The organism is Actinomadura sp. DC4 (assembly GCF_030406325.1).
Lineage (GTDB): Bacteria > Actinomycetota > Actinomycetes > Streptosporangiales > Streptosporangiaceae > Actinoallomurus.
The window spans coordinates 1-13,870 of sequence record NZ_JAUEQY010000066.1 but is presented as its reverse complement, the minus strand read 5'-3'; the positions used below and the strand labels follow the sequence as shown (position 1 = coordinate 13,870).

5 protein-coding genes are annotated in these 13,870 nt (G+C 72.0%); 2 read left to right on the top strand and 3 right to left on the bottom strand.

Features of this window, described 5'->3' with window-relative positions:
* Positions 1-11: 11 nt before the first annotated feature.
* Complete coding sequence (locus QWU11_RS46815; RefSeq protein WP_290121089.1) at positions 12-6,227, top strand: non-ribosomal peptide synthetase; 6,216 nt, start codon at positions 12-14, stop codon at positions 6,225-6,227.
* Here QWU11_RS46815 and QWU11_RS46810 read toward each other — a convergent pair.
* From QWU11_RS46810 to QWU11_RS46800, 3 genes are all read right to left on the bottom strand, one after another.
* Positions 6,222-7,508: a HAMP domain-containing sensor histidine kinase gene (locus tag QWU11_RS46810; RefSeq protein ID WP_290121088.1), complete on the bottom strand. Its 1,287-nt coding sequence runs from the start codon at positions 7,506-7,508 to the stop codon at positions 6,222-6,224. The two genes, QWU11_RS46815 and QWU11_RS46810, sit on opposite strands and share 6 nt — an antisense overlap.
* Before the next feature lie 53 nt (positions 7,509-7,561).
* A complete protein-coding gene (locus tag QWU11_RS46805) occupies positions 7,562-9,829 on the bottom strand; it encodes a tetratricopeptide repeat protein (RefSeq protein ID WP_290121087.1) in 2,268 nt (755 codons plus the stop codon).
* Between the two features lie 1,101 nt (positions 9,830-10,930).
* On the bottom strand, positions 10,931-11,575 hold the full coding sequence (locus QWU11_RS46800) for an LmbU family transcriptional regulator (protein WP_290121086.1): 645 nt from the start codon (positions 11,573-11,575) through the stop codon (positions 10,931-10,933).
* A 661-nt stretch (positions 11,576-12,236) separates the two neighbouring features.
* Between QWU11_RS46800 and QWU11_RS46795 the strand changes: the two genes are divergently transcribed.
* Positions 12,237-13,601, top strand: coding sequence for a PLP-dependent aminotransferase family protein (locus QWU11_RS46795; protein ID WP_290121085.1), 1,365 nt, complete (start codon positions 12,237-12,239; stop codon positions 13,599-13,601).
* Positions 13,602-13,870 lie beyond the last annotated feature (269 nt).

Sequence of the window (13,870 nt, the reverse complement as noted above, 5' to 3'; positions counted from 1 at the left end):
TGAACACGCTGGTGCTGCGCACGGACGTGTCCGGGGATCCCTCGTTCGCCGACCTGGTGGCGCGGGTCCGCGAGACCGACCTGGCCGCGTACGCCCACCAGGACGTGCCGTTCGAACGGCTGGTCGAGGAGCTCAGCCCGGACCGGTCGCTGGCGCGGCACCCGCTGTTCCAGGTGTCGCTGGAATTCCAGAACGCCGCGCGCGGCGGCACCTGGGAGCTCCCCGGCCTCACCGTACGGCCGACCCGCTCCAGCCCCGACTCGGCCCGGTTCGACCTGTCGTTCAGCCTCGGCGAGCGGCGCGACGCCGGCGGCGCGCCGGGCGGCATCGAGGGCGCGATCCGCTACTCCAAGGACCTGTTCGACCGGGAGACCGCCGAGCGGCTCGCCGCGTGGCTGACCCGCGTGCTGGAGACCGTGGCCGCCGACCCGGCGGCCCGGCTCAGCCGGATCGGCGTCATGGACGAGGCCGAGCATCGGCAGGTCGTGGAGGACTGGAACCGTACGGCGCTGCCCGTGCCCGCGCGGACGCTGCCCGAGGCGTTCGAGGCCCGGGTGGCCGAACGGCCGGACGGGGTGGCGGTGGTCTTCGAGGGCAGGGCGCTGAGCTACGCCGACCTCGACGCGGCCGCGAACCGTCTCGCCTGGCACCTCATCGGACAGGGTGTGGGGCCGGAACAGCTCGTCGCGGTGGCGATGCCCCGGTCGGCCGAGATGGTCGTGGCGCTGCTGGCCGTGGCCAAGGCCGGCGCGGGGTTCGTGCCGATCGACCCGGGATATCCGGCGGCGCGGGTGACGTTCATGCTGGCCGACGCCGCGCCGTCGGCCGTCGTGTGCACCGAGCGCGTCGCGCGGGACCTGCCCGCCGGCGGCACGCGCGTGCTGCTGGACGACGACGCCGTACGGCGCGCGCTGGAGGAGTGCCCGGACCACGCGCCGCGCGACGCGGACCGCACCCGGCCGCTGCGCCCGGCGCACCCCGCGTACGTGATCTACACCTCCGGGTCGACCGGGCGGCCCAAGGGCGTCACGGTCACCCACACCGGCATCGAGAGCCTGGCGGCGAGCCAGATCGAGGCGTTCGCGGTGGGCCCGCACTCGCGGGTGCTGCAGTTCGCCTCGCCGAGCTTCGACGCCTCGGTCTGGGAGCTGTGCATGGCGCTGCTGTCCGGGGCCGGCCTGGTCGTGGTCGGCGCCGACCGCCTGGGCCCGCAGGGGTCCCTCGCGAAGGTGGCCGGGGACTTCGGGGTGACCCACGCGACGCTGCCGCCCGCGCTGGTCTCGGCCCTGCCCGAGGACGGCCTCGGCGCGATGGAGACCGTCGTCGTGGCCGGCGAGGAGTGCCCGCCCGCGCTCGTCGAGCGCTGGTCGCGGGGACGGCGGCTGGTCAACGCGTACGGGCCGACGGAGGTGACGGTCTGCGCGGCCATGACCGCGCCGCTCACCCCGGATGACGTCACCGGCGGCGTCGTGCCGATCGGCCGCCCGCTCCGCAACGCCCGCGTGTTCGTGCTCGACGCGTACCTGACGCCGGTCCCGCCCGGCGTCACCGGCGAGATGTACGTCGCGGGCGCGGGCCTGGCCCGCGGCTACCGCGACCGGTTCGCGCTGACCGCCGAACGGTTCGTGGCCTGCCCGTTCGGCGACCCGGGCCGGCGGATGTACCGGACCGGCGACCTGGCCCGCTGGACGCCCGGCGGGGACCTGGTCTTCGCCGGACGGGCCGACGCCCAGGTCAAGGTCCGCGGGTTCCGGGTCGAGCCCGGCGAGATCGAGGCCGTCCTGGCCGCCCACCCCTCGGTGACGCAGGCCGCCGTCGTCGCCCGCGAGGACCAACCCGGCCAGAAGCAGCTCGTCGCCTACGTCGTCCCAGAGGCCGTGGACGGGGCCGTGCTGCGGGAGTCCGTGGCCGCCACGCTGCCCGAGTACATGGTCCCGGCGGCGGTCGTGCCGCTGGCCGCGCTGCCGCTGACGCCCAGCGGCAAGCTGGACCGCGCGGCCCTCCCGGCCCCCGACTTCGGCGGGCCGGTCACGAGCCGCGAGGCGCGTACGCCGATGGAAGAGGTGGTGTGCGGGCTGTTCGCCGAGGTCCTGGGCCTGGAGCGGGTCGGCGCCGACGACGGTTTCTTCGCGCTCGGCGGCGACTCGCTGCTCGCGGTACGCCTGATCGCGCGGATCCGCTCCGTGCTGGGCGTCGAGATGAACATCCGCGCCCTCTTCGGCTCGCCGACCGCCGCCGGCGTCGCCCTGCTGGTCGAGGCGGGTGGCCAGGCCCGACCGCCGCTGGTCGCCGGCGACCGGCCGGACGTGCTGCCGCTGTCGTTCGGGCAGCTGCGGATGTGGTTCCTCAACCGCTTCCAGGAGGGCGCCGCGGTCTACAACGTCCCGCTCGGCCTCCGGCTGAGCGGGGACCTGGACCAGGGCGCCCTCCAGGCGGCGCTGGACGACGTGACACGGCGGCACGAGAGCCTGCGCACGATCTTCCCCGACACCGACGGCGTGCCGCGCCAGGAGATCGTGGACGCGTCGCCCGAGCTCGTCGTCATCGAGACGGACGAGGAACGCCTCACCGGCCAGATGGCGGCCGAGGCGCGCCGCGGGTTCGACGTCGGCGCCGAGCTGCCGCTGCGGGCGCGGCTGTTCGCCCTGGCCCCCGACGAGCACGTCCTCATGCTGGTGGCGCACCACATCGCGGGCGACGGCTGGTCGATGGGCGTGCTGATGCGCGACCTGTCGGCGGCCTACACCGCGCGCCAGGCCGGCCAGGAGCCCCCGTGGACGCCGCTGCCGGTTCAGTACGCCGACTTCGCCGTCTGGCAGCGCGAGACGCTGGGCGCCGAGGAGGACGCCGGCAGCCTGATCAGCGCGCAGCTCGCGCACTGGCGGCAGGCCCTGGCCGAACTCCCCGCCGAGCTGACCCTGCCGGCGGACCGCCCGCGCCCGCCGGTGGCGAGCTACCGGGGCGGCTCGGTGCCGCTGCAGGTCGGCGCCGAGACGCACGCGCGGCTCGTGGAGCTGGCCCGCACCCGGCACGCGACCATGTTCATGGTGGTGCAGACCGCGATCGCGGCGCTGCTGTCGCGCCTCGGCGCCGGGGAGGACATCCCGATCGGCGTGCCGGTCGCCGGCCGCGGTGACGCCGCGCTGGACGATCTGATCGGCTTCTTCGTGAACACCCTGGTGCTGCGCACCGACGTGTCCGGCGACCCGTCCTTCACCGACCTGGTCGAGCGGGTCCGCGAGGCCAGCCTGGCCGCGTACGCGCACCAGGACGTGCCGTTCGAGCGGCTGGTCGAGGAGCTCAGCCCCGCCCGTTCCCTGGCGCGCCACCCCCTGTTCCAGGTCTCCCTGACGTTCCAGAACGCGCCGCGGGCGGCGAGCTGGGACCTGGCGGGCCTGCGGGTCAGGCCGGTACGGCCCGGCGGCGGAGGCGCCGCCAAGTTCGACCTGTCGTTCAGCGTGGGCGAGCGCCGGGACGACGACGGCGCCCCGGCCGGCCTCGGCGGCGTGCTCGACTACTCCGCCGACCTGTTCGACCGGCCGACCGCCGAGCGCCTGGCCGAGCGGCTGGTCCGCCTCCTGGAGACCGTGGCGGCCGACCCGGACGTACGGGTGAGCCAGGTCGAGGTCCTGGAGGAGGCGGAGCGGCGGCTGGTCGTGGAGGAGTGGAACCGGACCGCGGAGCAGGTCGCGTCGCAGGCGATGCCGGAGCTGTTCGAGGCGCGGGCGGCCGCGACCCCGGACGCCGTCGCGGTGATGTTCGAGGACACGGCGCTGACCTACGCGGAGCTGGACGCGGCCGCGAACCGGCTGGCCTGGCACCTCATCGGGCTCGGCGTGGGCCCGGAGCGCCTCGTCGCGGTGGCCCTGCCGCGCACGGCGGAGCTGGTGGTGGCGCTGCTGGCCGTGTTGAAGGCCGGCGCGGGATACGTGCCGGTCGATCCGGACTATCCGGCGGCGCGGGTGGAGTTCATGCTCGCCGACGCGGCCCCCGCGTGCCTGGTCACGACCGCCGAGGCGGCGGAGGGCCTGCCCGGCGGGGTGACGACGGTGGTGCTCGGCGACCCCGACGTGGCGGCGTGCCCGGACCGCGCGCCCGCGGACGCGGACCGGACCGCGCCGCTGACCGGCGCGCATCCGGCGTACGTGATCTACACCTCGGGTTCGACGGGGACGCCGAAGGGGGTGTTGGTTCCGCATCGGAACGTGGTGAGCCTGGTCGAGTCGGCCGGGCGGGTGTTCGATCTCGGTGCCGGTGACGTGTGGAGCCTGTTCCACTCGTACGCGTTCGACTTCTCGGTGTGGGAGCTGTGGGGTGCGCTGCTGCTGGGCGGCCGCGTCGTGGTGGTGCCGTACGCGGTGAGCCGGTCGCCGCAGGAGTTCCTGGGGCTGGTGGCGGGGGAGGGCGTGACGGTCCTGAGCCAGACGCCGTCGGCGTTCTACCAGCTGATGCGAGCCGAGGAGGAGAGCATGGCCGAGGCGGCGCTGCGGTATGTGGTGTTCGGCGGTGAGGCTCTGGAGCCGGCCCGTCTCCGCGAGTGGCAGGGGCGGCACCCGGCTCCGGTGCTGGTCAACATGTACGGCATCACCGAGACCACGGTGCACGTCACGTACGTGCGGCTGGACCGGGAACAGGCCGGCAGTGTGGTGGGACGGCCGCTGCCCAACACGCGGGTGTTCGTCCTGGACGCCCTCCTGCGGCCGGTGCCTCCTGGTGTGGTCGGGGAGATGTACGTGGCGGGCGCGGGGCTCGCGCGCGGGTACAAGGATCGTGCCGGGCTGACCGCCGAGCGGTTCGTCGCCTGTCCGTTCGGCGCCTCCGGTGAGCGGATGTACCGTACGGGCGACCTGGCCCGCTGGACCTCCGAGGGTGAGCTGGTCTTCGCGGGCCGTGCCGACGCGCAGGTGAAGATCCGCGGGTTCCGGGTCGAGCCCGGCGAGGTCGAGGCCGCCCTGGCGGGTCACCCGAGTGTCGGACAGGTCGCCGTCATCGCCCGGCAGGACCGGCCCGGCCACCGGCGGCTCGTCGCCTACGTCGTCCCCGCCGGCGACGGCGCCGACGAGGCGGGGCTGCGGGAGTTCGCGGCCGGCGCGCTGCCCGAGTACATGGTCCCGGCCGCCGTCGTCGCGGTGCCGGAGCTGCCGCTCACGCCGAGCGGCAAGCTGGACCGCGCCGCGCTGCCCGTCCCCGACTTCGCCGGCCAGGTCACCGGCCGGGAGCCCCGCACCCCGGAGGAGCGGGCGATGTGCGAGCTGTTCGCCGAGGTGCTGGGCCTGGACCGGGTCGGCGCCGACGACGGCTTCTTCGACCTCGGCGGCGACTCGCTGCTCGCGCTGCGGCTGATCGCGCGGATACGGGCGGCGCTGGAGACCAAGGTCAACGTCCGCGCGCTGTTCGCCGCGCCGACGCCCGCCGGTCTCGCCGCCTCCCTGGAGGCCGGCGACGAGGGAGGCGACTACGACGTCCTCCTGCCGCTGCGGGCGCGGGGCGACCGGCCGCCGCTGTTCTGCGTCCACCCGGTGGAGGGGATCGGGTGGCGGTACGCGGGCCTGGCCGACCACCTTCCGGACCGCCCGATCTACGGGCTGCAGGCGCGCGGTCTCGCCCGCCCGGACGAGCCGCTGCCGCAGACCATGGAGGAGATGGCCGCGGACTACTTCGCGCAGATGCGCACCGTACAGCCGGAGGGTCCGTACCACCTGCTCGGCTGGTCGCTCGGCGGGGTCATCGCCCATGCCGTCGCCACCCACATCCAGGAGCAGGGCGAGCAGGTCGCCCTCCTCGCCATCCTCGACGGCTACCCGAGCTTCGCGGGAAGGAAGAAGGGCGCCGCGCCCGCCGGCGCCGACCGGGGCCGGGCGCCGGGCGAGACCGACGAGCGGCTGGAACGCATGGTCGAGGAGATCGTCGAACTCGCCCGCCGGGAGAACGGGCGCGCGGAGGTCGACGCCGAGGTCGTGTCGGCGATCAGGGCGACACTGATCAACAACAGGCGGCTCGGCGCGAGCTTCACCCCCGGCCGGTTCCACGGCGACGTCCTGCTGTTCGTCTCACTCCTCGGCCGGCCTCCGTCCAGCCCGGCCGCGGAGGCGCCGGAGCGGTGGCGGCCGTACGTGGACGGTCACATCGAGAGCCGCGACCTCGCCTACACCCACCAGGACCTGGTGACGCCGGCCTCGTTCGCCGAGGTGGCCCGCGTGATCAGCGAACGGCCGGCGGGCTCATGACCGCGGAAGCGAGACCGTCACGACGAGGCCCCCGCCCTCGCGCGGCGCCGCGGACGCGGTGCCGCCGTGGGCGGTGGCGACGGCACGGACGATCGACAGCCCGAGGCCGGCGCCCCGCCCGGAGCCCACGCGTTCGGTGCGCAGCCGGCGGAACGGCTCGAAGATGGTGTCCAGCTCGTACGAGGGCACCGTCGGCCCCGTGTTGGTCACGGCGAGTTCGACGCCGTCCCGGCCGGCACGCGTCACGAGCCGCAGCCGGCCGCCTCTCCTGTTGTGCCGGATGGCGTTCTCCACGAGGTTCTGCGCCAGACGTTCGAGGAGCACGGGATCACCGCAGGTGGGCGCCGGTCCCAGGTCGTGTTCCAGGGTCACGTCCTTGCGGGCCGCCTCGGGCCCGGCCACGTCGAGCACGTGCGCGCCGACCTCGGCCAGGTCCACGGGGGTGGCGTCCGTGATCTCCTGCTCACTGCCGGCGAGGGTGAGCAGGCCGTCGATGAGCCGCTCGTGCCGGGCGTTGACGAGGAGGAGCGACTCGCCCAGCCGCCGGACGTCGGCGGTCGCGTCGTTGTGGCGCACCGCCACCTCGACCAGGGTCCGGTTGATGGCCAGCGGCGTGCGCAGCTCGTGGGAGGCGTTGGCCACGAAGCGCCGCTGCCCGTCGAAGGCGCGCGCGAGCCGGGCGAGCATGTGGTCGAAGGTGTCGGCGAGCTCCTTGATGTCATCGCGCGGCCCCTCGTACCCGATCCGCTCGGTCAGGACGTGGCTCCGCGCCACCAGCCGGGCGGTCTCGGTGACCTGGTGGACCGGCCGTAACGCGCGCCCGGCCATGAGCCAGCCGAGCCCGACCGCCGCGGCGCCGACCAGGCCCAGCGCGATGCCGCCCTGGGTGAGCAGCGTGTTCAGCGTGCTCTCCTCGTACTTCTCCTGCACCTGCCTGATCTGCTCGCGGAACGCGGCGGCGTCCTTCGCGGTGATGCGCGTACGGCTCGTCAGCGGGCTCGGCGGCGGCGTGCCGGAGATCTCCCCGCCGGTCAGCGCCGAGCCCGGGGCCACCTGGTACTGCCCGATCAGGCTGTTCGTCGTCCGTACGAGCGACCGGTTCGGGTTGGCCCGCAGGCTCTGCCCGACGAGGACGTACGTGACGACGAGGAGCACGGTGCCGGCGACGAAGAACAGCCCGCCGTACAGCAGCGTGAGCCGCATGCGGAACGTCGGCCGCCAGCCGGCCAGCCGCGCCACCGCCTCCCGGGCGCCGGGCCGTCTCGTGGGCGTGTTCTTCACCGTTCGTTCCTGCCTTCTCCGTGCCGAGGAGAGCTCACGCCGATGCCGCCGGCTCAGAACGCCGGATTGGGCAGGAGCTCGCCCACCATGCCGTACTCGTGCCAGTCCAGGCAGGCGCGGAGGTCCAGCGCGCGCAGGTCGCCGACCTCCTCGTACAGCGCCAGCGCCTCCTCACAGGGCTTCCTCACCTCCTCCACCCGCCCGAGCGCGTGCAGGACCGAGGCCTGGCGGCACAGGCAGTCGGCCTCACCCCAGCGGGAGCCCGCCGAACGGCGTGCCTCGAGGGCGAGGTCGAGGCATTCGAGCGCCGTCTCCGGCTCGTCGTACGTGTGGTGGATGCCGGCCATCTTCACCAGGACCAGGCCCTCGCCGTCGTGGTCCCCGATCTCCCGGAAGATCGTCAACGCCTCGCCCAGCGCGGAGAGCGCGTCGCCCTGCCGCTGCCATCCGGCGTAGGCGTCGGCCAGGGTGAACAGCGCCGACGCCTGACCGCGCCGGTCGCCGAGGTCCTGGAAGATCGACAGGGCCTCAGAGGCGAGAGGACACGCCTGCTCGAAGCACTCCTCCTCCACGGCGAGGAACCCGGACTCGGTCAGCGTCCAGGCCTTGCCCGAGAGGTCGCCGATCTCCCGCCGGATCGCCAGCGCGCTCCTCAGCGACTGCCGGGCCCGGTCGTGGTCGCACGACCATCGGTGCGCCTCCGCCGCGATCGTCCTCACCAGGCCCTCTGCGGGGCAGTCGCCGACCGATCGCGTCGCCTTGAGCGCCAGTTCCAGGCTGGCCGGCCACCATCCCAGCGGTTTGCGGCGTAACCGGGCGTACTCCCGCAGGGCGACCGCCAGCCGCCAGGCCGTGTCGTGCAGCCCGTGCTCGATGGCGAGCTTGATGACCGGCTGGAAGTTGGCGGTCTCGGCGTCGAACCAGGACAGCGCCTGCGGACGGCCGGGGAAGGTGCGGGGAACGACGTCCCGCGGCGCCCCGGGCGCCGGCCGGTCGCATCCGAACGGGGCCAGGACCCGGCTGCCCGCGGAGGCCGTGTGCAGGTACCAGTCGGCGAGCCGCCGTACGGCGGCTCGCCGGTCGTCGGCGTCGTGCTCGCCCTGGACGCGCTCGACGGCGTACATGCGCAGCAGCTCGTGGAGGTGGTAGCGGCCGGCCGGCGCCGCCTCCAGGACATGGACGCTGACGAGTTTCTCCAGCAGGCGCCGTGCCCGTACGGGGGGCAGCTCCGCCAGCACCGCGGCGGTGTCGACGCTGATGTCGGGCCCCCGCTGCAGCCCGAGCAGCCGGAAGACCCGCGCCTCCTCGCCGCCGAGATCACGGTAGGAGGACTCGAAGACGGTGCGCAGGTCGACCGAGTCGCCGGTCGCCAGGGCGTCCAGCGGCCGCTCGTCCGAGCTCAGCTCGTCGACGAGCTCGCTCACGGGGAGGTACGGGTGCGCGGCCACGCGCTCGGCGGCGATGCGCAGCGCCATCGGCAGATGGCCGCAGCGTTCGGCCAGCGCCACGACCGAGGCGGTCTCCGCGTCCGCGCGGGCCACCCCGACGAAGGTGCGCAGCAGGGCGACGGACTCGCGCATGCTCGTCGGGCCGAGCGCGACGCGTACGGCGTCCCTCCGCATCGCCAGCCCGACCAGCCGGCGGCGGCTGGTGGCGATGACCCCGCAGTTGCCCGACCCCGGTAGCAGCCGCTCGACCTGCTCGGAGGACGCGGCGTTGTCCAGGACGATGAGGATCTTGCGGGAGCCGAGCAGCGTGCGGTACAGCTTCGTACGGGGTTCGAGGCCCGCCGGAATCTCGTTCGCCGGCACGCCCAGGCCGATGAGGAACTCCTCCAGGAGGTCCTCGGGCCGCGCCGGATCCTGGTTCGGGGAGTGGCCGTGCAGGTCCGCGAACAGCTCACCGTCGGAGTACTTCCACTGCAGGGACTCCTTGACGTCATGGGCGCAGCGGAGCGCCGTCGCGGTCTTGCCGACCCCCGGTGGCCCGTCGATGGCCACGATCGTGGGGACCCCTTGCCGGCTGCCGACCGTGAGCGCCTCCCGCATCCTGTGGAGTTCGTCGTCACGGCCGATGAAACCGGCCGGCGCCGCGGGCAGATGCGCGGGACGCAGCTCGTGCACCTGGGCCAGGGCGACGAGTGTGCCGTTCGCCCCCAGGACCTCGTCGCAACGGCGGACCACCTCCGCGGAGGGAGGCCTGCCGTTTCTGATCTTGCTGAGCCAGCTCGGATGGTATCCGGTCAGCTCGGCCAGTTTCCGCCAGGAAAAGCGTCGCTCCGCGAGGAGCCGCTGGAGCTCCTCGACGAATGGTGTGGTCATGTGGTCCCCCGTCTCAGGCTTTTACTCCTGTGGCACTTCCACCCCACACCGGCGGCACGGTGGTCCGGCCGTCGACGGTGCCGGAACGATCCCCGCCGGGGAACGCTCCGGTGCCGGCCTGCCGGCCCCGGTTCCGGAGTGGAAGAGCTTGTGCTGTCGGGCAGCGCCGATTCCCGCGGCCCGGCGTTCACCCGCGCGGGCTCGACGCCTCCCGCCGCCGGTGACACGACCGATGGCCCGCGCCGGTCTCGCCGAAACCGGCCGGTGCGGGCGGTGCGGATGTGCGGCGTCCCGATTCCGCCGGGCTCCCGGCCGTCGATCCGGCCGTGTCTGCTTCCCACTTCGACCTGCTCGTCACGCTCGAATGATCCGGCCTCCCGTGAGATCCGATGCGGACTCCGGGCACGGCACAGTGATCTCGCGGTCGGGCGGTAAGGTGCGGCCCGCCGGCGGGAGTAAAATCGGGATCGGCCCTGAAGAGGAAGTCGACGCGAGGCCTATAAATGCTTTTTCGGAGCCGCCGTCGTGGGCGGCTAAACCATCACCGAGGTCCCCGTCGAACTGCAGAATACGACCCGTAGCCAATGCGGCTTCACCCCGTGTCCGCGCTGCTTGATGTCACCCGCGAAAAGCGCATCCGAATGACATTCAGCCATTAGTCAGTTCTGCAAATGACTGACTTTCCGATGGTAGGCGATCGATGACAGAACGTCATGGCCGGTCTTGGCCACGATCATTTGTCGTCAAGATCGATCAATCGCCCGGCGCAGAGGAGGGGAACCCTCTGTGGGGAAGTCGATACCGGCCCGCCTCGGGAATGCCCGGCCGCGGTGGCGAACGCGGGCTTTTCGGTTACTCGGGTGGCGGAGGGGGTGACCCTCCGGTGTCCCTCTGGTCGGGGTGGCAGTATCGGCCGGGAAGGATATCCGGCGTTACACACGATTTTACACCATGAACATTGCGGCACACTCGATATCGGTCGCGCACCGAATGGCGGTGCGGGAGTGCCGGGCCGGCGTGAAGACGGGCGATTGTGCGGCCGCCCGTCTCCACGCCGGCGTCACTTTCGTCGGAAGAGTCATCTCCCCTGGTCAAGAGAGTCTAGGACGCCGCGATCGTGGCCGGCGGCCGCTCGCGGGTGAGCGATGCCGCCTTGTTGAGGACCTCGACCATCCATTCGTGGAGATCCTGCTTTTCCATACTGGCCGCTTCTTGCCACAATCGGACGTGCTCGTCGTCGATCCGGAAGTTGACCTGTTGCTTCGGCTCGGACCGTCCCGACCGGCTCGCCAGCCTCATCTCCGTCCGCAGCCGGTTGCGGGACCAGCCGTGCTCTTCGGCCTCCTGCAGCCATTTGTCCTGCTCGTCCTCCGGCCGCGCGGCGACTTCGGCGTGATGCTGAAAGCTGAGATTCGCTCGCCTTCTGTGGGCGCTGACCCGTCCTGCGACCCATGCGTAGTTGCGGAGCGTCTGGTAGTCGAGTGCCGTGTCCTCGATCGCCTTGATATACCTGTCGGGATACAGCTCCCGGCCGTAAATCAGCCAATCCGCCAGCCACCATGTTGACGAGTCCGAAATACGCACGATGTGAAGGCCGACGCGTAGCCAATCGTCGAGCGGTAGGCTGGCCTTGAGGGATAGTGACGTCTGCCGGGTGAGGGCGAGTCCGGTGAGGCCGGCGACAACCGGTCGGTTATTCTTCGGACGGTGCGCGATGTTGCGGATTTGGGCGGTAGCCTCACTCATGATCGGCCCTTCCTTCCCCTGAGAGCACAGCAGTGGCCGCCACTACTGCTTACGAGCTCCTCGCACCCACTCGGCTCCGTCAGAGGGCTCTCATTGTGGATCATGAGCCGAGCCCTCCCTCGGTTCGAATCCACGCAACGCGGGCCGTTCTCATTCGGATCTCGCTCGATTGAGTGATTCTACTTTCTTGATTTTGTGACATATGCGGAAAGATAGGAAGTGTTGATCCGTTGACTCCTCCGGGAAACCACCTCCGCCTGCTTTGCCGGCGGCGCGTAACGGGACATCGGGGGACGAAACAAGGGTGGGCGTTGACAACGGGTAATCGGTCGTGTGCAATTTATTGATACTTGCCCGTCGGTAATCAGGCGACCGGAGTGCACGGTGTTGTCGCCCTGGCGCGGGGGGCTGCATGGATCTACCGGTTTCGAGCCGCGACGCCTCGCCCGGGCACGGGCGGCGAGGTCGCCGGACATCCGGGCGCCCCCGCGGCGTCCTGGGCGAATACCCGTTGGACGCTGGTGACCGCCTTGACAACGAAAAAGCGTGTGGGCAGTATTGCGCAAAAGACGAGAATGGAATTTCCTTTTCCCTCGTCCTTATTCTTTTTGCGCCGGATCCGGCATTTGATTACATGCGCCCAGAACGTCGGGAGAGGGAAATGGCATTCGACTCGCTCGCACGGGAGATCGATCCCGCCTTACCGGAGGCGGGCGCGGCTCGCGTCCTGGCCCTCGCGGGCCTCCACGGTTCCCTCGCGGATCCGCTGTTGGACACCATGAACTTCCTCAACGAGGTCACCGTCCGCTATCCCGACGCGGTCTCGTTCGCGCCCGGCCGCCCGTACGAAGGGCTGTTCGACCCGGAGCGGATCACCGACTACCTCAACGCCTACACCGACCACCTGCGGCGATCCGGTCTCACCGAGGACCAGGTGCGGGCGGTGCTCTTCCAGTACGGCCGGACGAAAGGGCAGATCCACGGCCTGATCGCCGAGGCCCTGGCCAACGACGAGGACATCCGGGTCCCGCCCGAGTCGATCGTGGTGACGGTCGGCGCGCAGGAGGGCATGTTCCTCACGCTCCGCGCGCTGTTCGCCGATCCGTCGGACGCGCTGCTGGTCAGCTCGCCGTGCTACATCGGGATCACGGGTGCGGCGCGGCTGCTGGACATCCCCGTCGTCCCGGTGCCGGAGGGCGAGGCCGGCCCCGACCCGGAGGCGGTGCGCGCGATCGCCCGGCGCGTGAAGGCCGAGGGCCGGCGGCCGCGAATGCTCTACGTCGTGCCCGACTTCGCCAATCCCTCCGGCGCGAGCATGCCGGTCGCCGCACGCCGCGAACTGCTCGCCGTGGCGGCGTCCGAGGACCTGCTGATCATGGAGGACAACCCGTACGGGTTCTTCACCCGGGAGATCGAGCCCCGGCCGACGCTGAAATCGCTCGACCGGGACGGCTCGGTGGTCTATCTCGGCTCGTTCGCCAAGACCTGTTTCCCCGGCGCACGGCTCGGTTACACGATCGCCGACCAGCGTGTGCTCGGCGACGGCGGCCGGGAGAGCCTGCTCGCCGACGAGCTGGCGAAGATCAAAAGCATGATCACGGTGAACACCCCCTCCCTCAGCCAGGCGGTGATCGGCGGCATGCTGCTGATGAGCGGCTGCCGTCTGCGCGAGATGAACGCCCCGGCGATCGGCTTCTACCGCGACAACCTGCTGACCGTGCTGAGCGAACTCGAACGGCATTTCCCGGCCACGCGCCGCGCGGACCTCGGACTCGGCTGGAACCGCCCCGAGGGAGGGTTCTTCACCGTCCTGACCGTCCCGTTCGTCGCGGACGAGACCGCGCTGGAACGCTCGGCCCGCGAGTACGGCGTGCTGTGGACGCCGATGGACGCCTTCTTCGTGGGCGGCGGCGGCCGGCACCAGTTGCGGATCTCCTCCAGCTATCTCGCCCGCGCGCGCGTGGAAGAGGGGATCGAACGGCTCGCCGCGTTCATCGATGCCGAATCGGGCCGGGTCCACGCATAGACGAAGGCGAAATTCGTAAAATCGCCTTAGTCACTGCGGGGCTTTTTCATTTGAGACCGAAGGGGCGGGGGCCCCCGCGGGGGGCCCGCCCCCCGAACCCCCCCACCCCCCCCGCGGCCCCCCCCCGGGGGTGGGGGGGCCGGCTGAGAAGAAGCGGTAGGGGAAAGTCGGGGAGGGAGACACCCGAGGGGGGGGCCCCCCCCGCCGGGCGCACGCGCCCGGGGGCCGGGGGGGGGGGGCCGAGGCGGGGAGCGGGGGGGGGGGGGGTG

Coding starts and splice junctions, on each gene's coding strand:
- QWU11_RS46805 (WP_290121087.1), bottom strand. CDS start 9,829: ATGACCACACCATTCGTCGAGGAGCTCCAGCGGCTCCTCGCGGAGCGA.
- QWU11_RS46800 (WP_290121086.1), bottom strand. CDS start 11,575: ATGAGTGAGGCTACCGCCCAAATCCGCAACATCGCGCACCGTCCGAAG.
- QWU11_RS46795 (WP_290121085.1), top strand. CDS start 12,237: ATGGCATTCGACTCGCTCGCACGGGAGATCGATCCCGCCTTACCGGAG.